Origin of the sequence: Methylophilus aquaticus, from assembly GCF_030769565.1 — a bacterium.
Taxonomy (GTDB): domain Bacteria; phylum Pseudomonadota; class Gammaproteobacteria; order Burkholderiales; family Methylophilaceae; genus Methylophilus; species Methylophilus aquaticus.
Window position 1 is genome coordinate 79,029 of record NZ_JAVCAP010000012.1, and the last position, 22,615, is coordinate 101,643.

Annotated in this window: 20 protein-coding genes; 4 read left to right on the top strand and 16 right to left on the bottom strand. The window is 50.8% G+C overall.

Annotated features, from left to right (window positions below; genetic code table 11):
- Positions 1-19: 19 nt before the first annotated feature.
- From Q9291_RS05850 to Q9291_RS05875, 6 genes are all read right to left on the bottom strand, one after another.
- Complete coding sequence (locus Q9291_RS05850; protein ID WP_306389090.1) at positions 20-1,495, bottom strand: PepSY domain-containing protein; 1,476 nt, start codon at positions 1,493-1,495, stop codon at positions 20-22.
- Complete coding sequence (locus Q9291_RS05855) at positions 1,485-1,973, bottom strand: copper uptake system-associated protein (protein ID WP_306389091.1); 489 nt, start codon at positions 1,971-1,973, stop codon at positions 1,485-1,487. Before Q9291_RS05855 ends, Q9291_RS05850 begins: the two co-directional genes overlap by 11 nt.
- Positions 1,974-2,017: 44 nt before the next feature.
- Complete coding sequence (locus tag Q9291_RS05860; protein ID WP_306389092.1) at positions 2,018-4,090, bottom strand: TonB-dependent receptor family protein; 2,073 nt, start codon at positions 4,088-4,090, stop codon at positions 2,018-2,020.
- A 61-nt stretch (positions 4,091-4,151) separates the two neighbouring features.
- Positions 4,152-6,326 carry a TonB-dependent receptor plug domain-containing protein gene (locus tag Q9291_RS05865; protein WP_306389093.1) on the bottom strand — a complete coding sequence of 725 codons (2,175 nt, stop codon included), beginning with the start codon at positions 6,324-6,326 and terminating at the stop codon, positions 4,152-4,154.
- Positions 6,327-6,398: 72 nt separating this feature from the next.
- Positions 6,399-6,647 carry a helix-turn-helix domain-containing protein gene (locus Q9291_RS05870; protein ID WP_306389094.1) on the bottom strand — a complete coding sequence of 83 codons (249 nt, stop codon included), beginning with the start codon at positions 6,645-6,647 and terminating at the stop codon, positions 6,399-6,401.
- Between the two features lie 66 nt (positions 6,648-6,713).
- Positions 6,714-7,148, bottom strand: a complete 435-nt coding sequence (locus tag Q9291_RS05875; RefSeq protein WP_306389095.1) for a DUF2946 domain-containing protein — start codon at positions 7,146-7,148, stop codon at positions 6,714-6,716.
- Between the two features lie 65 nt (positions 7,149-7,213).
- Between Q9291_RS05875 and Q9291_RS05880 the strand changes: the two genes are divergently transcribed.
- Positions 7,214-8,110 (top strand): DUF808 domain-containing protein, encoded by an 897-nt coding sequence (locus tag Q9291_RS05880; RefSeq protein ID WP_306389096.1) that lies wholly within the window; start codon positions 7,214-7,216, stop codon positions 8,108-8,110.
- 47 nt (positions 8,111-8,157) lie between these two features.
- The gene (locus Q9291_RS05885) at positions 8,158-10,464 is read left to right on the top strand and encodes a putative bifunctional diguanylate cyclase/phosphodiesterase (protein WP_306389097.1); all 2,307 of its coding nucleotides are present in this window, start codon (positions 8,158-8,160) and stop codon (positions 10,462-10,464) included.
- A gap of 9 nt (positions 10,465-10,473) precedes the next feature.
- Here Q9291_RS05885 and Q9291_RS05890 read toward each other — a convergent pair whose 3' ends face one another.
- The 6 genes from Q9291_RS05890 to murJ all read right to left on the bottom strand — a co-directional run bounded on the left by Q9291_RS05890 (position 10,474) and on the right by murJ (position 17,373).
- Positions 10,474-10,815 (bottom strand): DUF1905 domain-containing protein, encoded by a 342-nt coding sequence (locus Q9291_RS05890; protein ID WP_306389098.1) that lies wholly within the window; start codon positions 10,813-10,815, stop codon positions 10,474-10,476.
- 15 nt (positions 10,816-10,830) lie between these two features.
- Positions 10,831-11,499: a sulfite oxidase-like oxidoreductase gene (locus Q9291_RS05895; protein WP_306389099.1), complete on the bottom strand. Its 669-nt coding sequence runs from the start codon at positions 11,497-11,499 to the stop codon at positions 10,831-10,833.
- Between the two features lie 75 nt (positions 11,500-11,574).
- Positions 11,575-12,054: a signal peptidase II gene (gene lspA, locus Q9291_RS05900; protein ID WP_306389100.1), complete on the bottom strand. Its 480-nt coding sequence runs from the start codon at positions 12,052-12,054 to the stop codon at positions 11,575-11,577.
- Positions 12,047-14,866 carry an isoleucine--tRNA ligase gene (gene ileS / locus Q9291_RS05905; RefSeq protein WP_306389101.1) on the bottom strand — a complete coding sequence of 940 codons (2,820 nt, stop codon included), beginning with the start codon at positions 14,864-14,866 and terminating at the stop codon, positions 12,047-12,049. The genes lspA and ileS overlap by 8 nt, the downstream gene beginning before the upstream one ends.
- Before the next feature lie 53 nt (positions 14,867-14,919).
- Entirely contained in the window at positions 14,920-15,813 is an 894-nt protein-coding gene (locus Q9291_RS05910; RefSeq protein ID WP_306389102.1) for a bifunctional riboflavin kinase/FAD synthetase, read from the bottom strand.
- A 12-nt stretch (positions 15,814-15,825) separates the two neighbouring features.
- Positions 15,826-17,373, bottom strand: a complete 1,548-nt coding sequence (gene murJ, locus Q9291_RS05915) for a murein biosynthesis integral membrane protein MurJ (protein ID WP_306389103.1) — start codon at positions 17,371-17,373, stop codon at positions 15,826-15,828.
- A 205-nt stretch (positions 17,374-17,578) separates the two neighbouring features.
- Here murJ and rpsT point away from each other — a divergent pair, with 205 nt between their 5' ends.
- Together rpsT and Q9291_RS05925 are read left to right on the top strand one after the other, a co-directional pair.
- Positions 17,579-17,950: a 30S ribosomal protein S20 gene (rpsT, locus tag Q9291_RS05920; protein ID WP_306389104.1), complete on the top strand. Its 372-nt coding sequence runs from the start codon at positions 17,579-17,581 to the stop codon at positions 17,948-17,950.
- Positions 17,951-18,139: 189 nt separating this feature from the next.
- Positions 18,140-18,604 (top strand): PH domain-containing protein, encoded by a 465-nt coding sequence (locus Q9291_RS05925; RefSeq protein ID WP_306389105.1) that lies wholly within the window; start codon positions 18,140-18,142, stop codon positions 18,602-18,604.
- Between the two features lie 65 nt (positions 18,605-18,669).
- Here the strand turns inward: Q9291_RS05925 and Q9291_RS05930 are convergent, their stop codons facing one another.
- From Q9291_RS05930 to cgtA, 4 genes are read right to left on the bottom strand one after another with little or no spacing between them, the layout of a single operon-like run.
- Positions 18,670-19,818 carry a 5-(carboxyamino)imidazole ribonucleotide synthase gene (locus Q9291_RS05930; RefSeq protein WP_306389106.1) on the bottom strand — a complete coding sequence of 383 codons (1,149 nt, stop codon included), beginning with the start codon at positions 19,816-19,818 and terminating at the stop codon, positions 18,670-18,672.
- Positions 19,815-20,309: a 5-(carboxyamino)imidazole ribonucleotide mutase gene (gene purE / locus Q9291_RS05935; RefSeq protein WP_306389140.1), complete on the bottom strand. Its 495-nt coding sequence runs from the start codon at positions 20,307-20,309 to the stop codon at positions 19,815-19,817. The genes Q9291_RS05930 and purE overlap by 4 nt, the downstream gene beginning before the upstream one ends.
- A 54-nt stretch (positions 20,310-20,363) precedes the next feature.
- Positions 20,364-21,485: a glutamate 5-kinase gene (gene proB, locus Q9291_RS05940; protein ID WP_306389107.1), complete on the bottom strand. Its 1,122-nt coding sequence runs from the start codon at positions 21,483-21,485 to the stop codon at positions 20,364-20,366.
- Between the two features lie 18 nt (positions 21,486-21,503).
- Positions 21,504-22,556: an Obg family GTPase CgtA gene (gene cgtA, locus Q9291_RS05945; protein WP_306389108.1), complete on the bottom strand. Its 1,053-nt coding sequence runs from the start codon at positions 22,554-22,556 to the stop codon at positions 21,504-21,506.
- Positions 22,557-22,615: the final 59 nt, after the last annotated feature.

The window sequence follows — 22,615 nt, forward strand, 5'->3', positions numbered from 1 at the left end:
ATGTGCGTCGGCTAACAACCTAACGCTTCTTGATAAAGAGGTAAGCCCCGATCAGCCCGGTTGCACTGATCAACAGTGCAGCAAGAATTTCAAACACATCGCGAAACTCTTTGCTCACAGAGTCGAAGCTCCATTTGTGCAGATAGGCAAACACAAAGCCTTCCAGACCATCGCTATCATTGATACTGGCCGCAAGTACGCCAGTGGCTGGCTCCAGATAAAAGCGCTGATGGTTGGCTTGCGTGGTTTGCACCCTAAGTACGGGCAAGCGTTTAAAAATAAAACCATATTCGTTGGCAAACGCAGTGACCCAGTTAACACCTTGCACATCAAAAACGGTGTTTGACCCCAAAGTCTCAAGCCATGCAGAAGCAAAACTCACTGGCGTCAGAGCGACTGTTGTGTTGTTTCTGCTCAGCCATAGCGCTGGTTCCTGAGACGGATGCCTATCTGCGGCGTGATGCTGATGCAAGGCTGCCACCTGTGCAGAAGGCAGGTTAGAAACTCCGGCGGATGCTGGAATAATTTGCCAGAATAGCGTTTTTTCCCGGCCGTAAATATCGAGTTTTAATACCCGACCGGTTGCCAGTGCAGCCCACGCATGTGCGCTCAATGCCGAACTGTCACTGGTGAAGCTGGTATGCACGACGGGTCTGCGCTGCTGAATATCCGACATCCACAAATGGAACAGGCCGCTGCTGGCCAGCAATAAAACCAGCAAGGAAACCCACAAACCGAACTGTCGATGCCACCACTGCATGCCCCAGCGTTTTAATCGGTAAGGCGCTGTGTTGCGTTGCTTGATGTAGAGCACCACTCCGGTCACGGCCGAGGCCAGGATCAAGATCAGCACCAAGCTTGCGACGGCCAGTTGCAGCAGACTGCATGCTTGCAGAAATGACCAGTTGTGACCAAACTGGAACACCTTGGTGAATAGCGCACGACGATCATCCACCAAAGTCGCCAATCTGGATTGCTCAACATCCACATAGGCGCGCAAGCCGTCCTCTCGCTGATAGGCGACACGCCAGACCGGCAACAGGCGATTCACCGGGTGATAATCAGGCTCAAAAGTATGCATCGCCTGCACCGCAGCAATCGGCTGTCCACCAAGGCCGGTATAGTAATTGGCCAGACTGATGGCCAGCGCATGTTCTGCATCGTTGCGCACTTCCCCGCTAGCGACAGAGAAGTATCTGGGCGCAGCATCAGGCACTGAGACACGGTAATAGCCTTGGCCGTCCAGTTGCACCAGACTAATGTGCTCAAATCGGGTGATGCCATGCTGTTGCAACAGTGCAGGCAAAGCGACCGCATGACTTAAATCCACTGGTGCCAGTGGCGGCATAAACTGCTTGGGTGCAGGCTGCAAGCGACTCATGATGGGGTGAGACGCGCCAGACAATCCCCATAACACCAACCCGATACAGGCAACAATGCCTATCCACCGGTGCCAGAATAACCAGTGGTTTTTAATAGATGAATTAATGGCCATGCATTTCTCCGTGCTGGTCATGCACTGTCGATGAAACTGGTTTGCCCTTGCTAAACTTCACCAGGCCTTTAAAACTGTCTATCCGCTGACGTTGATCCTCCGCCAACCCCTGCTCTTGGCTTTGCAGCAAGGCCGCGAGTGCCTGTGCATCGGCCGCAGACATCCCGGCCGCCTCCAAATGCCTGGAGGATGTCAACTCCGCGCCACCGCAAAGCAAGGTATGCCAATGCTGATGGGCAGAATGATACTTCAACAAAGCACGTCCGCCTTTATCGCCTTGAATCCAGTCAGCAATTGCCATGCCTTGATGAATCACGATCACCGGCAAAATTAGCGGTATATTGGGTTTATCCCAGGTTTCATGCATTTCTGTAGCGACAGAGTGCACATCTTCTGCCGCAGAAGCGTGTGCATGTAATAACGTCGCTGACCACCACAACACCAACGAACACACCGTTAACTTGATCCAATTATTCACAACACACTCCAAAAAACCGGGAGCACCGCCCCCGGTAACAATGGTTAATACGTCCAGGTCACGCCGAGGTAAGCGGTGCGGCCATCGCCAGGATAAAACAATGCATCCGTTCCATTCCACCGACCTGAAATACCGGTCGTTGCTGCATATTTTTGGTTAGAGAGATTACGACCTTCAATAAACCAAGACCAGTGTTGGTTAATTTTTTGCCCAGCTTTCATCCCCCACAGAAAGTAACTATCAGCATAAAGTGTTTCCGCAAAGTCTACGTTGTATCTCTGCGGAGACCACTCAATGGTCGGGCCGATGTAAAAGTTTTCGAGCACATCACTGCCACGATAAACCAACTCTGCTCTCAATAATGAGCGTTGAATGCCTGGCAACCGGTTATTACCAAATAGCGCATCGCCATCGAGTTTAAAATTGTTAATCAGCAAGCTGGAGCGCCATTGCAAATCATACGGTAAACGCCCGGTCAGACCGAACTCAAGACCCTTGTGTATGGTTCTGTCTGCATTAATGGTGGAAGGACTTGCCACATTGCCTAATGCAAGTAACTCGTCCTGCAAACGCGCGTAATAGAGCGCAATATCCCAATCGACATACTCACCGTTCCCTCTGGTTCCAATTTCGTAAGTGGTCCCTCGCTGCGCTTTCAGGGTGCCCGCTACAGCCACATTCAACTCACCAAAGCTTGGTGGCTCAAAGCTACGGGAAGCATTCGCAAACAACTGAACATTCGGTTGCAACTGGTATAACACGCCAAGTTTTGGGCTAGTCTGGTGGTAGTCTGCGTTAAAGCTCTGGTCACCAGTAGAGGTAATCATCTGGTCTTTGGAGTCACGTTTTGAGCGCGTATATTGTAGTCCGGCAATCACTGTCCACTGTGCATCCAGGCTCAACCTGTCTTCTGCATACACCTCGAAATTGCTCGCTTTTTGGTCGTAATCATTTATTTTTGCACCGCGCCGTGCATTCACATTACGGAAGTTCTTCGCATCGGTGTGCCCATAAGTCGGCGTCATGCCTGCAATAAACTCGTTTTTGAGGCCAAACAGCTCACCCTCCTTGATCCAGCGTGCGGATAAGCCATAATCATCAGATTGCTGATCAATCACGCCCAAGGTGTCGTTACCAAAGACGAATAGGTCGACAATCGGATGGAACAAACTTTTTCTGGAATAAAAGGCGCCTAACTCCAGTCTGCTCTGATCAAACAGAATCGTGGTTTTGTTTGACACTCGGGTGACGTTAATGTCGCGTTCATTGATCCCTTGCCCCGCAAGCGGCCCACCAGTGACAGTGGATAGCTTGGGGTCTGTTTTTAACTGTGACTTTGTTAATGCACTTGGCAATTGTGAGTCGTTGTTGGTATAGCCGAAATAAAAACGGGTTTCAACATGATCACTGATCTTGACGCCCACATTCCCGGTCAGCCGGTCAGCACTTTGCTGTGCATTATCACGGAAACTGCTGGTGCCATACTTGCTGGCTGTGACAAAATAATCAACATCATCTTTGACACCACCGGTACTCACGCCAAGCCTATAGTATCCGTAACTACCGCCTTCAGAGCGTACTTCTAATGCAGGTGCGTTGTAGCCGGTTCTGGAAATAAAGTTGATACTGCCGCCTAAGTTGCTTGACCCATATTGCAAAGCATTGGCACCGCGATACACTTCAATGTAATCCGTTGCCATCGGGTCAATGGCCGGAAAGTCAAAGCCACCATCAGCCAGATTGGTCGGCATGCCATCTTGCATCAGTTTTAAGCCTCGTCCATGAAAAGTGCGTTGCACGCCAGAGCCACGAATCGACAAGCGGGTTTCTTCGGCACCGAAACGTGATTGTGCCAAGACACCGGTCGCCATGCCCAGTGTATCCTGCATGTTGCTTGTGCGCCCTTCACGTACGGTCGCCATATCCACCACGGTCGTACCCCCCGCTGTTTTGGATAAGTTTTCCTTGGCTGTTTCAATATCAGGCTGCGTGAGTGAAGTTTTCTTTTTCTCGGCAGTAACGCGCACTTCATCCAGATGCTCAGTGCCGCCATGCTCTGCCCATGCAAGATAAGGTAACGCAGACAAGACAGCTAATACCAATGTTGATTTCTTCATTTTTCTTCCCTATTCAATGATTCAATGTTAACGTCCGCATCGTTGCGAACTTTGCCCAGGATTAATAAAACAGTGTTAACGCCAGATTGACCGAACGCCCAATTCCAGGCACTTGCAGCCCTTGGCGAACGGTTGCACCCATCGTCGCGCCTTGTCCAAGATATGCTCCACCGGTTGGGTCAAAGTAGAGCTTATCCAGTATGTTCTCCAACCCCATATCCAAGCGCGCCTTTTTCCATTCATAACTGGTGTACATATCGAGCAAGACATAACCCGCAGTTTCGTTCTCGTTACGAATCGCCTGCACACGGGATTTATTCTCGACCATGCGCGTTTGCACACGGCTTTTCCAGTTGCCATCGGCATGTAATAAGGCCAGCTTTGCATTGAGTGGCATGATGGCGTAGAGGTCGTCATGGCTTTCCGTGTTTTCACCGCGTACGTAGTTCATATTCAGCTGCACGCCCACACTGCCCCAGGCGCTATCAACCACCAGTGTTTTTTTGGCGTTCAGGTCAAACCCGTACATTCGTGCGTTTTGATTAGAGAGTGTCAGGTTAGAAAAACCATCGGTACGTGCGGCACATGTCACCCCTACGCTCACGCAGGTAGCCGCATCGATATAATCACGGATATAGCGATAAAAAGGGGTAACCTTGACTTGCCAGTCCTGACGGTCTGCATCGTGCCAATCAGCGGTCAATTGCAAAGTATGAGATTTCTCAGGATCCAGATTGAGATTGCCAACATAGCCATTACCATCTCCGAACCAGTTATTCATGTTCATGACCATACTGTTGGTGTTTGCCCAGGTATAGCGCTCATATAAATTAGGTGATCGCATTTTCAGCGCATACCCAAATTCATAGTCTTGCGTAGCGTCAGGGGTAAATTTTGCCAGCCAAGTACTGTCTACATTGTGGTCGGTCTGGCTTTTATCTTTGGCGTTGAAGATCGCAGCCGCCGCACCATAGCCAGCCATTCCAGCCAGACTGTTGTTGTATCCTTGCACATTGTCTGCATCAGAGCTCACCTCACTCAAACGCACGCCAGCCTGCGTCCACCATTGTGAAGACCATGCAGCATCCCACTCGGCGTAGAGATCATTACGGTCACGCCTGCCATTGTGGATATTTTGGAAAGTATTGGGCGCCATCATCATGCCGCTACCCGAAGCTGGCCAGTAATCTTCCAGGCTATATCTCTGCAAATCCAAGCCGAAACGCACGGTATCGCGCAGATTCAGCAACCAGTCCACCTGTGTATTAAACCCCGTGGTATTGCCGCGTGTGTCCATCGGCATGCCCGGCGCATTGCCATACCAAAACTGCTTGTCAGCGCCAAAGTTCATGCTGTGTTGTGTATGCTCGTGATACACACGGCTCTGCCATTTCCCCCAGTCAAACTTGGCCTCGTGCTTCAGCTGGTATTGCTCACTGCGGTTACCTGTCATGTCCATGCGCTGATTGGGAAAACCCTGCTTGTCGATGTCTTGTAAACCCAGCTTGAACTCGAACAAATGATTGTCCATATAAAAACCGAGGGCCAAAGCATGGTTGGTTGAACGATAGGCGGAGGATCCGATTTCATCGGCGTCCAGCCAACCTCTGCCCGTTGCAGCCAGACCCGCAGGTTTAAATGCTCCTCCTGCATGTGCATTATTGGCATCAACAGTGGCGCCTGTGTAACGCATGTACATTTGCTGATTAGCCACCGAAGCCGAGGCGTTCACACCAAATGCATCATTGTTACTGCGATAAAAAGTATTCACACTGGCATGTGTCAGCAACTGGTCGTCCGTTGCAAACTCGGGGGTTGCCGAATTGACAATAATGCTGCCAGCGATGCTGTCCCCTCCCACACTCACTGGCGCCAATCCTTTGAAGACTTTAACTTCGGCAATATTGGTCGGCGCAATGTAGGAAAGCGCCGGATTCATGTGATTAGCACAACTCGAAATCAAATCCATGCCATCGACTTTGATACGAATGCGGTCATCGGCCAACCCTTGCATCATCGGCAGACTGGATACGCCGCCGTTACGGCGCAATTGCAAACCAAGCATATCTCCAATCACATATGCACTGTCTCCCGCTGCTTGTGCAGCATTTTGCTGCGCGACTGCATTGGTTTTTTTGGGTGCTTTAACCTCGACATTATTGACTTCAATTGACTCAGCCTGTGCACACAGTGCAGGCAACGCCATGAATACAGTCAGATACATTTTAGATAACATACATACTCCCTGAGCCGCAGCCGTTTATCGACTGCGGCAGTACTCTAGATTTATTTTTATGAAAAGATTGAATCAGGCTGCAACGCTGTGCCTGACAGCAGCATCAGGTTGCCAGCGGATCAATGCACCAATCTCGCAATTAAAAAATGCGCAAAGTTTGTCCAGATGCTCGGTGCAGGCGTTGTAGGAAGGTTTCTTGACCATGCGGTGCAAGGTCATGCGGCTGATGCCGGTAGATTCGGCGATTTCTTTGAGGGTGATGTGGCGTTTCCACTCCACCTGTTTGGCAAATATCATTGCCTGAAGGTTAATGATGATCATGTGATGACTCCATCCATGCCTGCGTAGTACAGGCATTACTCGAAACCGTCAAAACTGCGGACGGAACTAGACTGGGGATGAAGTCAGTGGCGGTGCGCGGGTGGTATGCGCAGAAGGGTAAAAATACGAAACAACAGGCGCCTGATATTCGCTGAGCGCGATATCTGCCTGTGCTTGCTGAAACAGAATATAAGCAGGACTGTAAGAAGGCTGCACCACATCATCGATGGCCATATGGCAGAACGGGCAATGATTAAGGTGATGACTGAGCGAAACAGGCTTTTGAGAGGGCTTGTAATCAATCAGGGTAGAAAGCTGTTTCCCTTGGGTAGTGATGACCTGAATCACTAATTTACTGCCCTGGGTGGAACAGACTTCCTGCACAAAGCTCTTGCCGCTTTGCATGGGGAAAGCCAGGCTCAATGTCGGCACGAGACTGACCAGCAGCATCGCCATCATGGCGAGCCGGGCAATCCAACGCTGTGTCTTAACATTTCGCATTCCGTGATTCTAGCCGGATTACAGTAGAATAAGCAAACTTTGCTTTATCACGGGGAATCATTCATATGGCCACTGCAAGCCTGCTCGCGCTTTTAGACGACATCACGACCATGCTTGATGATGTATCGGTGATGAGCCAGCTTGCTGCAAAAAAAACGGCTGGCGTCCTCGGTGATGACCTGGCGCTTAACGCACAGCAAGTCAGCGGCATTGCTGCCGAGCGCGAGTTACCGGTGGTATGGGCTGTGGCCTGCGGTTCACTCATCAACAAACTGATCCTGGTGCCCACTGCTTTGCTGATCAGTGCGCTGGCGCCTTGGCTGATCACACCGCTACTCATGTTGGGTGGCGCTTTTTTATGTTTTGAAGGCTTTGAAAAAACCTGGCACAAGCTGTTTCATGTAGCGGCAGACCATGCACATGCGGCTGATATTCACCAGGCCATGCAAAATACACAGCAAGACCTGCTTGCGCTGGAACAGGAAAGAATCAAGGGTGCGATTCGCACAGACTTTATCCTCTCGGCAGAAATCATTGTGATTGCGCTGGGTGTGGTGGCTGAAGTGGTGCTGACGCAACGCGTGATGGTGCTCTCGGTGATTGCCGTGTTGATGACAGTGGGCGTTTACGGCCTGGTTGCCGCGATTGTGAAGATGGACGATGCCGGATTATGGTTGATGCGCACCTCCGGAACACAGGCGCTGTCTCAACTGATACGCAAATCAGGCTGGCTGATGGTATGTACCGTGCCCTACCTCATGCGCTTGCTCACCGTGCTTGGCACCGCCGCCATGTTTCTGGTTGGTGGCGGCATCTTCACGCACAGTATTCCGCAACTGCATCACTGGCTCAGCAATGTTGCTTTGTGGGATATTGCGCTCAATGGCCTGTTTGGGTTAGTGTTAGGCGGCGTGTGTTTTCTTTTGTATTCAAGTACAAAATGGTTAATAAATAAAAAATAGATATTCAAACCAAGTGATTGCTAAATTCCTTTAAAACGGGGGGGCTTATGACAGTGGTTCAAAACGTCACGGCAGTAGCAGTATCGGTGTTGTTACTTACGATGTGTGCATATGAGATTGTTCCCTCGTCTGCAATCATTATTCTGGACAATATTCACTGGTTAAGCACAAATATTTTTGGCGCATTGTTGGCCTGGCTGGGTTACCGCCATGCAGACAATGCACAGAAACCTTATAAAAAATGGTTTTTAATCGGCGCCACCAGCTACCTGATTGGTGGCTTGTTGTGGGTTGCACAGACTGCGACCCACTTTACTACCTTTCCTGCACCTTCTGATCTTTTCTACTTACTGCTTGGCCCCGGCCTTATTATTGGTTTTCTGATTGCGCTCAAAAGTCAGTTATCCAGATCAAAAACCATCGCCTTTACGATTGATGCACTCTCATTCACCACGGCTGTTTTAGGCTATGTACTGGTGACCTACCTGCCAAAGTCCGGCCATGTCGATGGCTTGCAACTGGCAGTACTGGCGGGTTATCCGGTCAGCATGCTGAGTGCAGGATTGGTTTCTCTGCTGATGATCCCCTACTTGCGGCCTGCATTGATGCTGCCATGGGTGCAACTAAGCCTGGGCTTGTTACTCTCGGGCCTGTGCTGGATGCAATGGAATTTGAATGCACTGAATCACGTGCCACAAAATAATCCATGGCTGAATTTTTCATTTTCGGTGTTTCATTTGCTGATCGGACTTGGCCTGTATGGCTGGCACCTCGAAAGCTCAAATAGTCGCAGTTTCCAACGACAATGCATGCGCATGCGCGCAATCATTCCGCTGATTGCCTTTGTGTTCAGCATTGGGACACTGGTGCTGATTACCTCACAAAATGGCCCCCATCCTTATGCATACAATATTGCAATCGCCTCAGTGATTTGTATTTTGCTGTTTTCTGCCATGCGGCAAAGTATTTTATTGCGTGAAAGTGAGCGACTACTGATCGCCGAGCAACGCCTGGCGGATAAAGAATATGCGTATGAACATCTTGCCCAACACGATCCGCTGACCAACTTGCCCAATCGTCACGCCATTCAGCTTAAACTCGAACATGCCCTGATACACGCCACCACCGAAAGCCAGACTGTGGCCTTGGTACTCATTGACTTGAGCCGCTTTAAAGCGATTAACGACAGCTTTGGACACCATACCGGTGATCTGTTTTTGATCAATATAGCGAAACGCCTGCAACAAGTCGCCACCAACCTGGGAGAAGTGGGGCGTATGCATAGCGACAAATTCGCCCTGATCGTCACCGCCAGGCTGAATGAATCCGAACTGATTCATCTGGTGCAGTCTTTAATGCGAGCAGTCAATACGCCGACGACGATAGATGGCCATGAACTGATTCTGGAAACGTATATTGGCATCAGCCTGTTTCCCAAAGACGCCAGCCATACGGCCAACCTGACCCGGAATGCACATACAGCACTCAATGTGGCCAAACAGCGTGGCGGCAATCAATATCAGTTTTATGCCAAAGAACAAACCAAGCTGGCACAAAGCATCTACCATCTCGATATCCAGCTGCGCAAAGCCATTCAACGCCATGAGTTTTTTCTGGAGTTTCAACCCATTTTTGAGCTGCAGCCCAATGGTCCGCGCATCAAAACGATAGAAGCACTGATCCGCTGGAAAAAGCCCAAAGGCGAAATTATCTCGCCCGCCACATTTATCCCTTATGCTGAAGAAGTAGGTTTAATTGTGCCGATTGGAGAATGGGTCATTGAACATGCCTGCAGAACGGTATCCCAACTGTCAAAACAACTTAAAAAAGAAATCGGGCTCTCGATCAACATCTCTCCCAAACAATTCCGCGATCAGGGGCTTTCCAATTACATTTCACTGATTCTGCATGCATTTGATCTGGACCCCGCCACCATTACCCTTGAAATTACCGAAAGTGCCGTGTTTGAGCAGGAAGAACAGGCACTGGAGATTCTGCAACAGATGAAAAAACTGGGCGTGCGCATTGCGCTGGATGACTTTGGGGTTGGTAACTCTTCGCTGTTCAAGCTGAAACATTTACCGATTGATGACCTGAAAATTGACCGTGCATTTTTAACCGATGTGCCGGAAAGTGAAGCCGACAAGCAGATCATTCAAACCATCACCAAAACCGCCCATATTCTGGGCTTGAGCGTGGTGGTAGAAGGTGTGGAAACCCAGGCACAGTTTGACTTTTTACAATCGCTGGGCTGCGACCAGATTCAGGGATTTTTACTGGGGCGCCCTTGTGGCATAGAGCAGATCAAACAGTTGCTGGAAGAGAGCGAACGGCATGAAACCAGCCCAGTTTAAAAATTCAAGTTAAAAAATAAGGCGCAATTGCACAGTGACAGCATCCGCCACCCCGATGCCGCTTAACTTGCGAACATCGGCTTTAAGAAACAATTGGTACAAACCATTTTTGAACGCCGGAAAAATAGAGGTCTGCCACACCACCTGTTCACGCAGTGGCTGCTTGGAAGCCGTGCCCAGAATGTGCGCCTGCACTTTAATGGCACCCCAGCCGCGGCGCTTGACCTGATGATATTTGCTTAAAGTCAGGACTTCGTTGGACATTTCAACCGGCAAGCTGACGTAATACCAACGACTACTGCCCTGCCAGAGTTTGACAACATCAGTAAATACATAATCCAATCCATCCATACCGGGTTTACCACACTAAAACGCATCGTCAGAATAACGCTGCTCTGCAAACGGAAAAGCGTCATTGTGATAGCCGCGCACCTCCCAAAAACCTGGCCGATCAGCCGCATGCATCTCAATGGCCTTCAACCATTTGGCGCCTTTCCATGCGTAACGCTTGGGCACCACCATACGTACCGGGCCACCGTGCTCAGCCGTCAGCGAATGTCCATTGACACTGTGCGCAATCATGACATCATCATCCAGCAAAGCCTCCAGCGGCAAATTGGTGGTGTAGCCATCATAGCCATGCATGGTCACATACTTGGCTGATGCCAAAGGCCCTGCCATCATCAACAACTCACGCGCCTGTACACCCTCCCAGGCCATATCGAGTTGTGACCAGCGCGTCACACAGTGAAAATCCGAAGTATCGCTGGTTTGTGGCAAGCTGCGAAAATCCAGCCAGCTAAGCGTCAGCGGCATCTCCACCAGACCATAGATATTCAGCATCCAGTTGGCAGTATTGACGTTAGGGCGCACACCGAGATCGAGCACAGGAAAGTTATCCACTAAGCGCTGACCCGGTGGCACGCGCGCATCCACCCCTTGTATACCAAGTTGACTCATAGTTTTGCTACGCGGCTTGCTACCACGTTTGGCCAAGGCCACTTTTGCGGCAATCAGTTTTCTCCAGTCCGGCAAAACAACTCCCCCAAGTAATAAAAACGTACAAACGGTTTATCAATGGCTCATGTTGCAAAGCTTCTTGGCGAGCTTTTAAGAAGGGTCAGGTGTTTTAAAGCTATCCAGCAACAACACACCGACCCCCACACAAATGGCACTGTCTGCTACATTAAATGCAGGCCATGCCCATTGCTGATAATAAAACAGCAGAAAATCCACCACATAGCCCAAGGTCAGGCGATCATATAAATTACCCAACGCCCCACCCAACACCAGGGCAAGTCCCAGGCAGAAAAGTGTGTTGTGTTGATTTTTGAGGATAAGGTAGACCATCACCGCAGAAGCCAGTGTGGATACCGCAGTGAAAAACCCATGCTGCCAGCCACCGGCATTGGCCAAAAAGCTGAATGCAGCGCCGGTGTTGTGATACCGCACCAGATCAAAAAACCCGGTCACAGGTAAATGCTCGCCGTAAAGAAAAGCACTCTGGATCAGGTGTTTAGTGTAGAGGTCGAGCACGATCACCAGCGCACTCAACCCGAACCAGGGCGCCGCAGTTTTTAACTTACGCATAACGACGCACTTCGCCCTTGCCAAACAAATTGCTCACGCAACGGCCGCAAATCGTGGGGTGCGCAACATCACTGCCCACATCGGCACGATAGTGCCAGCAACGATCACATTTTTTGTGCGCGCTTGGCTTCACCAGAATTTTTTGTGCGGCAGCATCTGCCACTTTATGTGTTGTCGCGCTCGAGGTAATCATGGCAAATCGCAAATCGTCTTGCAGACTGCTCAGTGCATCAAATGCATCACCTGCGACATGAAATTCGAGTTCGGCCTGCAATGAAGAGCCAACTTTGCCTTCACCACGCAATACTTCGATCTCCTTCGCCGCTTGCGCACGTAGCGCAATAATGGTTTGCCAGTGTTGCACCTGAGACGCACTCAAGCCATGCTCCGGCAGCGCATACCAATCCTCTTCAAATACCGTCGCGACCTTATCCAGGCCCAACGTCTGCCAGATTTCATCGGCAGTAAAACTCAAAATCGGCGCCATCAGACGCATCATGGCATGGGTGATATGGTACAAAGCACTTTGCGCCGCACGGCGGGCAGCTGAGTGTTCACCACTGGTATAAAGGCGGTCTTTGAGGATATCCAGGTAAAAACCACCCAGACCTTCCGAACAAAAACCAACAAACTTCTGCACAGCCAGATGAAACTCGTACTTGTCATAATCCGCCAAAATCGCCGTTTGCAATGACTGCGTCAAATGCAGGGCATAACGGTCAATTTCCAGCCACTGATCTATCGGCAGTAAATCTTTGCTGGCGTCAAAATCGGCCAGGTTGGAGAGCAAAAAGCGCAAGGTATTGCGGATACGGCGGTAGCCATCGGCCACACGCTTGAGAATTTCGTCACTGATGGTCAACTCGCCAGAATAGTCGGTCGAAGCTACCCACAAACGCAAAATATCCGCGCCATAAGTATCCATCACCTTTTGTGGCGCAACCACGTTGCCCTTGGATTTACTCATTTTGTGGCCCGCGCCATCAACCACAAACCCATGCGTTAGCAAGGCTTTGTATGGGGCGCGGCCATCAATGGCACAACCCGTCAGCAAACTGGACTGGAACCAGCCACGGTGCTGGTCTGAACCTTCAAGATACAAATCTGCGGGATGCGCGAGTTCAGGGCGACGTTTCAACACTGCCGCATGGGTCGCACCGGAGTCAAACCACACGTCCAGAGTATCGCTGACTTTTTTGTATAAATCAGCGTTCTCAGGCGCATGCTTGGCCAGAAAAGCGGCGCCATCCAAACTAAACCAGGCTTCTACGCCCGATTGCTCGGTGAGCAAAGCCGCTTGCTCTAACAACTCGGCTGTTTTTGGATGCGGCTCACCTGTCTCTTTATGCACAAACAAAGGCATAGGCACGCCCCAGTTACGCTGACGCGAAACGCACCAGTCAGGACGGTTTTTAATCATGGCCTCCAGACGCGCACGGCCCCAGCTCGGGAAGAACTGTGTCGCATCGACAGCGGCATTCGCATGCTCGCGCAAGGCCTTGCTATCTTTGCCGACGGAGTGCATACCGATAAACCATTGGTGGGTGGCCAGTTGCATCAGCGGTGTTTTATGACGCCAGCAATGCGGGAAGCTATGATTCAGGCGCGCCGAGGCGAACAGCACACCGTTTTCCTGCAGCTTGGCCAGAATCACTTTATTGGCGTCCTGACGGCTCAAGCCGCGAATGTCAGCCAGCTCAACCAGTTCGCTCGTGAAGAACTTGCCATCGCCGCCGATGAGCACCCGTGGTTTCTCGTTCGGGAAATTGGCACGCATGACCAGCCAGTCATCATTACCGTGCGCAGCCGCGGTGTGTACCAAACCGGTACCGGCATCGGTGGTGACGTGGTCACCCGTAATCACAGGCACCTGACGGTTGTCGAACGGGTGTTGCAACAGCAAGCCGCGCAAAGCTGCGCCTTTGCAAGAAGCAAGCACAGAAGTATTTTCTTCTGCATATCTGGCCAGTGTTTTCTCTGCCAGGTCACGCACCAAAATCAGCAGCCCTTTACTGGTCTGGATCAGGTCATACTCCAGTTCGGCATTGACACTCACCGCCTGATTGGCAGGCAAGGTCCATGGCGTCGTCGTCCAGATCACGGCATACGCATCGCCGCTCACCGTGGTATTGAATGCTTTGCCAAGGGCCGCGTTATCCACAACCTTAAACCCAACATCAATCGCCGGCGAATTGACATCCTCATACTCGACTTCTGCTTCAGCCAACGCAGAACCGCAATCCACGCACCAATGCACAGGCTTGGAACCCTGGTACAGATAACCATTTTTGTATATTTCGCCCAAAGCACGCATGATGTCGGCCTCGGTGTGATAATCCATGGTCAGGTAAGGATGATCCCAGTCACCCAACACACCCAGGCGGATAAAATCTTTTTTCTGCTTTTCCACCTGCTCGGCAGCGTAGGCGCGGCACAATTCGCGAAACTTGGCAGGGTCTATATTCTTACCGTGGGTTTTTTCCACCACCAGTTCAATTGGCAGGCCATGACAATCCCAGCCGGGCACATAAGGCGCGTCAAAACCGTCCATAGTTTTGGCTTTGATGATGATGTCCTTGAGGATTTTATTAACAGCGTGACCAATATGGATGTCACCGTTGGCATACGGTGGGCCATCATGCAGGATGAATTTTTTAGCACCCTTGCGTTTGGCACGAATACGCGCGTAGACCTTGCGTTCTTGCCAGCTTGTTAACCAGGCCGGCTCGCGCTTGGCCAAATCACCACGCATCGGAAAGCTGGTTTCCGGTAAATTCAGTGCGTATTTAGAATCTTTGTCTTGGTCAGTCATTGTTATATCCAAAAAAATCAGCCACAGATGACACCGGGCAGTACAGTCGGTGATTATCGGTGGCTAAAATAGTGTTTCGCCTGGTCAACATCCAGCGCAATTTGCGCCTTGAGTGCATCCAGCCCGGCAAACTTTTGTTCGTCACGCAGTTTGTGCAAAAATTGTACTTGCACATGTTGATCATACAAATCGCCAGAAAAATCAAACACATGCACTTCGAGTTTGAGTTTGGGAATGCCTTCCAGCGTTGGACGGATGCCCAAATTGGCAACTGCCGGTAAATTGTTCAATTTTACCGCATAAACTCCGGTCAGTGCAGGGCGTTCGTGACGCATATGCACATTGGCGGTAGGAAAACCCAACTGACGCCCCAATTTGGCTCCGTGCACCACTTTGCCACTGATGCTGTAAGGACGGCCCAGCAGCGCTTGAGCCTTGAGTAAATCGCCTGCGGCCAGTGCATCGCGCACCAGCGTGCTCGACACACGCTCACCCTGCCATTGCACTTCAGGCAAGGGGATGACATTAAAGCCGTTTTCTATCAAGGTTTGCACACTGCCCGCACGTTTGGCGCCAAAACAGAAGTCTTCGCCCACCATCACCACCTGTGTATGCAGTTGCGCGCGCAACATCTGCATGAAAGTTTCAGGGCTCTGCGCGGCAAACGCATGGTTAAAACGCTGCACATACACATGCTGGATACCGCACGCAGCAAAATACTCCAGCTTTTCGCGCATGGAGGCCAGCCGTGCTGGTGCGTTATGCGGCATGAAAAACTCGCGTGGATGCGGTTCAAACGTCATCACCGCTGGCAAAATCTTGTAAGTTTGGGTATAGGCGAGCAGCTGGCGCAACAAAGCCTGATGACCTAGATGCATGCCATCAAAATTACCGATGGCAATGGCTTGTGCCTGTGTACAGACCGGTAGGTGACGAAATACCTGCATGACTGTCTATCCTTATTCTTTGGCAACCCGCTTTACGAAGTCACGCGGACGAAACCCTAACACTCCCAGCATGGCAAAATAGACGGCCATGCCCAACACCACCACACCCGCCAGATGTAGCATGCGAGTCAATACCGGCATCTGCAACCAGTCTCCCGACCACGTCGCGGCAGCATGTAATGCGAGTGCCATGACAGTCACCGCAATCAGCAGCCTGGCTAAAAATAACAGCCATCCGGCCTGTGGTTGATAGGCTCCAGTTCTGCGCAAAGTCACCCAGAGCAACGTTGCATTGAGACAAGCGCCCAGGCCGACGGCCAGCGCCAGCCCCGCGTGCCGCAAAGGCGTGAAATATAAAAACAAGACATTGAATATCTGGGTCATCACCAGGGTGAAAATAGCAATTTTGACCGGTGTTTTCACGTTTTGTCTGGCATAAAAACCGGGCGCAAGCACTTTCACCATAATCAGACCGAGCAAACTCAGGCTGTAAGCGATCAATGCACTTTCGGTTTGCGCCACATCCACCGGGGTAAATTTTCCGTAATAAAACAGGCTGGCTACCAAAGGTTTGGAAAGCACAGCCATGGCCACCGCTGCCGGAATCGATAACATAAAGGTCAGGCGCAAGCCCCAATCCAGCAGCAACGAGAACTCGGCGCCAGACTTATCGACATGCGCTTTGGATAAACTGGGTAACAAAATAGTGCCAAGTGCCACGCCTAACACACCGGTAGGAAACTCCATCAGGCGATCTGCGTAATACAGCCAGGACACACTGCCGGTAGGCATAAACGAGGCAAAAATATTGTTAAGCACAATGGAAATTTGTGCCACGGAGACACCAAAAATGGCGGGACCCATCAGTCTTAAAATACGGCGCACGCCTTCATCCTGCAAATTAAGTGCATAGCGCGGCAACATGCCGATTTGTTGCAAATACGGCAATTGATACAGTAATTGAATGATGCCACCGACGAACACCGCCCAGGCCAGCACATAGACCGAATTGTGAAAGTGCGGCGCCACAAACAAGGCCGCGCCTATAAAACACAGATTCAGCCACACAGGTGTAAACGCTGGCACCTGAAACTTGCTAAAGGCATTGAGTACGCCACCCGCCATCGATACTAGTGAGATAAAGAGAATGTAGGGAAAGGTAATACGCAACAAATCCGTGGTCAGTTGAAACTTGGCAGGGTCAGCCACAAAACCAGGCGACGTAAGTTTTACAATGAGTGGCGCAGCCAGCATGCCCACAATGGTGATTGCGACCAGAAACAACCCCAGCAAACTTGATACATGGTCAATCAGGGCACGGGTGGCTTCTGGCGTGCGTTGCTTGCGATACTCGGAAAGGATGGGCACAAAGGCCTGGCTGAACGCACCCTCGCCTGAAATACGACGCAACAAGTTAGGAATTTTAAATGCAACAAAGAATGCATCTGTTGCCATGCCAGCGCCAAAAATACGCGCAATCAGCGTATCGCGCAAAAAACCGAGCAACCGCGAGATAAAAGTCATGCCACCCACAGTGGCGAGTGCTTTGAGCAAGTTCATAAATAGTGGAGAATACGCGCCTTGATTGTTTTTGGCAGCAAGGCATCTAGCGCAGCCTGTCAGCGTGTTTAAAAGTTGGGCGATTTTACCATGCAGCCAGATTCAATCGATGAAATTACGTTTTTAATCTTGCAAAAACAAGACAATAACAGTATTATGCACGGTTTCGTATTACACCCCTTTGAAAGTAACAGGATAAACTAACATGGCAAATACCGCACAAGCTCGCAAACGCGCGCGTCAATCCGTGAAAGTGAATGCGCATAATGCTGCGTTGCGCTCTACTTTGCGTACTGCAATCAAAAAAGTCATCAAAGCCATTCAAACTGGTGATAAAGCGGCTGCAGTCGCTTCATACCAGGAAAATGTAAGCGTGATCGACCGTATCGCTGACAAAAAAATCATTCACAAAAATAAAGCTGCTCGTCACAAGAGCCGTTTGACTGCTGCTATCAAGGCACTGTCAGGGGATGCTCCAGCTGCTTTGGTTTCTGTAAAAAAAGCCGCTGCGCCTAAAGCAGAAGCTGCACCAGCTAAAAAAGCTGCCAAGCCTCGCGCCAAAAAAGCTGCTGAATAATTTCAGTAGGGGTGCATACAAAGAAGCCGGACAGATGTCCGGCTTTTTTATTAGCCTCTATCCCCTGACGCTGATTGACTGATTTAAAAGCAATCGGCGATACTGGTGGCATTGCTACCCAGCCAGCATCACTATTCACTTGCCGCCATTTTAGCCACTTGCGCATTTATCCTCCGGAAGGAAAATATTGTGAGCTTTATCGACAACAATCTGCTTGCCAGTGAAACAGTCATCTACCGCGCCAGATTGCATTGGATTATTTTCATCAACGCGGCTTTGTATTTACTATTGAGTGTAGCTCTCAGTGTTTTTATATTATTGCAGTCCGAAGCCACTCAAGGGCTCTGGTATATCAGCCTCCTCAGCCTGGCATTAGCGCTGGGATCAGCGATCAGCAGCCTGATCAGGTATAAAACCTCCGAGTTTGCAATTACCAACAAACGTGTATTGATCAAAGTTGGCTTTATAAGACGCCACTCGCTGGAAGTGCTGCTGCACAAAGTCGAAGGCATCGGCGTGAATCAAAGTATTCCTGGCAGGATATTCGGATTCGGCACCATCATCGTTTCTGGCACTGGCGGCACCAAGGAAACATTTGATCTCATCGCGTCGCCCCTGGAGTTTAGAAAGCAGGTTCAAGCGCAGCTGTCTTAATCAACGCCATTCTTGCCCGCATTAAAAAAGCCCGGATGATCCCGGGCTTTTTTAATGCTCAACCATTATTCACCAATATGCAATTCACTCCGCGCAACCCTGGCACTATTGAGCACGGCCTGCGCATCCTCGCCAATCACAGTAAAATGACCCATTTTGCGGCCTTTGCGCGGCTCCTGTTTGCCATATAAATGCATTTTCAAGTCACCATGTGCAAATGCTTTATCCCAGGCTGGCTCGCTTTGCTGACCACTGTAAAGCCAACTGTCGCCCAGAATATTCACCATCACCGCTTTGCTATGTAAACGCGGGCTGCCAAGCGCCTGCCCGGTAATCACACGTACCTGCTGTTCAAACTGGTTTGTCACGCAGGCATCAATCGTGTAGTGACCTGAATTGTGTGGTCGTGGCGCAATTTCATTGACCAGCAACTGGTTGCCCACCACAAAAAATTCCACACCGAGCACACCCACATAATTCAGTTGTGTCGCCAGTTTTTTCGCCAGTTCCTGGGCGTTGGCCTTGATCACCTCAGTACAGCGCGCAGGGGCGATGCTGATATCGAGAATGCCATTTAAATGGCTGTTTTCAGCAGTGGGAAAAGCCGCAATATTGCCATGTACATCTCGCGCCAGCACGACAGAGACCTCCAGATCCAGTGGCAGCATTTTTTCGAGCACGCACACTTCCTGCTTGAAGGCGTGAAAAGCGGCTTTCGCTTCTTCAGGATTGGCAACGCGGGCCTGCCCTTTTCCATCATAGCCAAAACGCGCCACTTTGAGTACGGCCGGGTACATCTCGCCATTTTCAGGCAAGTCACTTTCAGCCAGCACCGGCACAAATGGACCCACCGGCAACCCTGCCTCTTTAAAGAAAGTTTTTTCTTTAATACGGTGCTGCGCAATCGCCACCGCATCGGCACTCGGATGCACAACCGTGCTTTGTGCAAGCGTAGCCAATGTTTCGGCAGGCACATTTTCAAATTCGGTTGAAATCGCCTGGCAGGTTTCCGCCATCGTATTGAGTGCCGCGGCATCATCATAAGCTGCGCACAAATGCACATCGGCAATCATGCCCGCCGGACTGTGTTTGTCCGGATCCAGCACGGTGACCTTATAACCCATTTCGTGCGCTGCAATCACAAAAAAGCGGCCTAACTGGCCGCCACCCAGCATCCCGAGCATGGCGGGTGGTTGAATCACGGTTGGCATCATGGTTTCTCGCTTAACTCCATTGCATGTACTTTTTCAGCCTGCTTTTGACGGAAAGCAGTCAGCTTCTGAGCCAGGCCTGCATCATGATTGGCCAGCATGGCTATTGCAAACAGGCCTGCGTTTGCTGCACCGGCATCGCCGATTGCAAAGGTAGCTACCGGAATACCTTTAGGCATTTGTACGATAGACAATAAGGAGTCCTGCCCCTGCAAATGCTTGGAAGGCACTGGCACACCTAATACGGGCAATGTTGTTTTAGCTGCGACCATACCTGGCAGGTGCGCTGCGCCTCCGGCACCGGCAATAATGACCTGAACCCCCTGGCTGGCAGCAGACTCGGCAAACTGGAACATCAAATCTGGCGTGCGATGGGCAGAGACGACACGGGCTTCATAGGCCACGCCAAAGTCTGCCAGCATTTGTGCCGCGTTTTTCATGACCGGCCAATCACTGTCCGACCCCATAATAATGGCTACCAAAGGTTTACTCATCATATTGCCTTGCACTCTCCATGTTGCCTTGCACGTTTTTAGCCTGGTTGGCACTTAAACCAATACCAGGTTATCTCTGTGTATCAATTCTTTTTCTTCGATATATCCCAGCACGGCTTCAATTTCGCTGCTGGGTTTGCGCTTGATCCGACGGACCTCGTTCGCATTATAATTGACAATGCCCCGCGCCCATTCTTTGCCTTGTGCATCTACACACGCCACCACATCACCGCGTTCAAATTGGCCCAGCACATCCACCACGCCGATAGGCAGCAAACTCTTGCCATCCTTGAGCAATACATTCACCGCGCCTTCGTCCAGTACCAGCTTGCCACCCACGCGTAAATGATCTGCCAGCCATTGCTTTTTGGCCAGTGTTTTCATTTTTACCGCTCTTAAATGTGTCCCAACCGCCTCTCCCTGGCTCAGGCGCATCAGCACTTCAGGTTCGCGGCCAGAGGCAATGACCGTATGTGCTCCGCTGTTGGCTGCGCGTTTGGCAGCCAGAATTTTGGTCAGCATGCCACCCGTGCCGACTGCGCTGCCTGCACCGCCTGCCATTTTTTCCAATTCAGGATTACCTGCCGTTTCAAAGTTGATAAACTGCGCCCCAGGATCTTTACGCGGGTCGGCAGAATACAGCCCCTGCTGGTCTGTCAAAATAATCAGCGCATCGGCTTCAATCAGGTTTGCCACCAGCGCACCCAGCGTATCGTTATCGCCAAAACGGATTTCTTCGGTGACCACCGTATCATTCTCATTGATGATGGGAATCACATTTAAATCAAGCAATGTACGCAGTGTTGAGCGCGCATTCAAATAACGTTTGCGGTCTGCCAGATCCTCATGTGTCAGCAATAATTGTGCAGTGTGCAGGCCATGTTGAGCAAAACATTGCTCATACATTTGCACCAGTCCCATTTGCCCGACTGCAGCAGCCGCTTGTAACGCGTTGATTTCGACCGGACGTTTTTTCCAGCCCAAGCGCTGCATGCCCTCCGCCACGGCACCACTGGAAACCAGTACGACTTGCTTACCCTGCTTGACCAATGCGCTGATTTGTTGCGCCCAGGCGGCGATAGCGGTTTTATCCAGACCCTGGCCATTATTGGTGACCAGACTGGAGCCCACTTTGACTATCAGGGTTTTACTGTCTTGAATTAACGAAACGGTCATACCAGTGGCATATTCTGATTATTCGATGACTGGTTGCGGTTGCGCAGCCTCAGCCTCTCGCTGCGCGCGTGCCTGATCAATGTGGTCCATAATGGCATATGTCAGCTCTTTGCAGCCTGTACCGCTAATGGCGGATATGGCAAATACTGGCCCTTGCCAGCCATAAGCCTTGACGAATTCGGCCACTTTTTGCGCGCTGTCTTCCAGCATATCGATTTTATTCAGGATGAGCCAGCGCGGTTTGTCGTACAGCGACTGGTCATATTTTTTTAACTCGTTGACGATGGCCTTGGCCTCCAGCACTGGGTCGACCATTTCGTCAAAGGGCGCGATATCCACCAGATGCAGCAGCAGGGAGGTACGCTGCAGATGACGCAGGAACTGGTGCCCAAGCCCCGCACCCTCAGCCGCACCTTCAATCAAACCAGGCACATCTGCAATCACAAAGCTGCGATTGCTATCAACGCGCACTACGCCCAAATTGGGGTGTAACGTTGTAAACGGATAATCAGCCACTTTGGGCTTGGCGGCAGACACTGAACGAATGAACGTCGACTTGCCTGCGTTTGGCATGCCCAACAGGCCAACATCCGCCAGTACCTTGAGTTCAAGATACAACTCAAAAGCCTCACCAGGCTCACCTTTGGTACATTGGCGCGGCGCGCGGTTGGTACTGGTTTTAAAGTGAATATTACCCAGCCCGCCCGTACCCCCTTTGGCGATCATGACCTTGTAACCATCGGCATTCAAATCTACCATCATCTGGCCAGTGGCTTTGTCACTGATGGTGGTGCCAACTGGCACACGCAACACCATATCGTCACCGCCCTTGCCATAGCAATCGGCGCCACTGCCATTTTCACCACGCTCGGCCGTGAAAGTACGGGTATAACGGTAATCCACCAGCGTGTTGATATTGCGGTCTGCAATCACAAACACAGAACCACCACGACCGCCATCACCGCCGTTTGGACCGCCCATAGGCTCGTATTTCTCGCGGCGGAACGTGGCAGCGCCATTGCCGCCGTCACCGGCGTAGACTTTAATGGTTGCTTCGTCAATAAACTTCATATGTGGTGTGTTCCGTTGATTCGCTTCGCGACTGATGCAGGCTTAAAAACCCATTCCAA

Excerpts from the sequence above, each read along its gene's own strand:
- Q9291_RS05885 (WP_306389097.1), top strand. The coding sequence starts at position 8,158 with ATGACAGTGGTTCAAAACGTCACGGCAGTAGCAGTATCGGTGTTGTTA.
- cgtA (WP_306389108.1), bottom strand. The coding sequence starts at position 22,556 with ATGAAGTTTATTGACGAAGCAACCATTAAAGTCTACGCCGGTGACGGC.
- Q9291_RS05870 (WP_306389094.1), bottom strand. The coding sequence starts at position 6,647 with ATGATCATCATTAACCTTCAGGCAATGATATTTGCCAAACAGGTGGAG.
- proB (WP_306389107.1), bottom strand. The coding sequence starts at position 21,485 with ATGACCGTTTCGTTAATTCAAGACAGTAAAACCCTGATAGTCAAAGTG.
- Q9291_RS05910 (WP_306389102.1), bottom strand. The coding sequence starts at position 15,813 with ATGCAGGTATTTCGTCACCTACCGGTCTGTACACAGGCACAAGCCATT.
- Q9291_RS05860 (WP_306389092.1), bottom strand. The coding sequence starts at position 4,090 with ATGAAGAAATCAACATTGGTATTAGCTGTCTTGTCTGCGTTACCTTAT.
- Q9291_RS05865 (WP_306389093.1), bottom strand. The coding sequence starts at position 6,326 with ATGTTATCTAAAATGTATCTGACTGTATTCATGGCGTTGCCTGCACTG.
- Q9291_RS05880 (WP_306389096.1), top strand. The coding sequence starts at position 7,214 with ATGGCCACTGCAAGCCTGCTCGCGCTTTTAGACGACATCACGACCATG.
- lspA (WP_306389100.1), bottom strand. The coding sequence starts at position 12,054 with ATGCGTAAGTTAAAAACTGCGGCGCCCTGGTTCGGGTTGAGTGCGCTG.
- purE (WP_306389140.1), bottom strand. The coding sequence starts at position 20,309 with ATGAGTAAACCTTTGGTAGCCATTATTATGGGGTCGGACAGTGATTGG.
- rpsT (WP_306389104.1), top strand. The coding sequence starts at position 17,579 with ATGGCAAATACCGCACAAGCTCGCAAACGCGCGCGTCAATCCGTGAAA.
- murJ (WP_306389103.1), bottom strand. The coding sequence starts at position 17,373 with ATGAACTTGCTCAAAGCACTCGCCACTGTGGGTGGCATGACTTTTATC.
- Q9291_RS05875 (WP_306389095.1), bottom strand. The coding sequence starts at position 7,148 with ATGCGAAATGTTAAGACACAGCGTTGGATTGCCCGGCTCGCCATGATG.
- ileS (WP_306389101.1), bottom strand. The coding sequence starts at position 14,866 with ATGACTGACCAAGACAAAGATTCTAAATACGCACTGAATTTACCGGAA.
- Q9291_RS05890 (WP_306389098.1), bottom strand. The coding sequence starts at position 10,815 with ATGGATGGATTGGATTATGTATTTACTGATGTTGTCAAACTCTGGCAG.
- Q9291_RS05850 (WP_306389090.1), bottom strand. The coding sequence starts at position 1,495 with ATGGCCATTAATTCATCTATTAAAAACCACTGGTTATTCTGGCACCGG.
- Q9291_RS05930 (WP_306389106.1), bottom strand. The coding sequence starts at position 19,818 with ATGATGCCAACCGTGATTCAACCACCCGCCATGCTCGGGATGCTGGGT.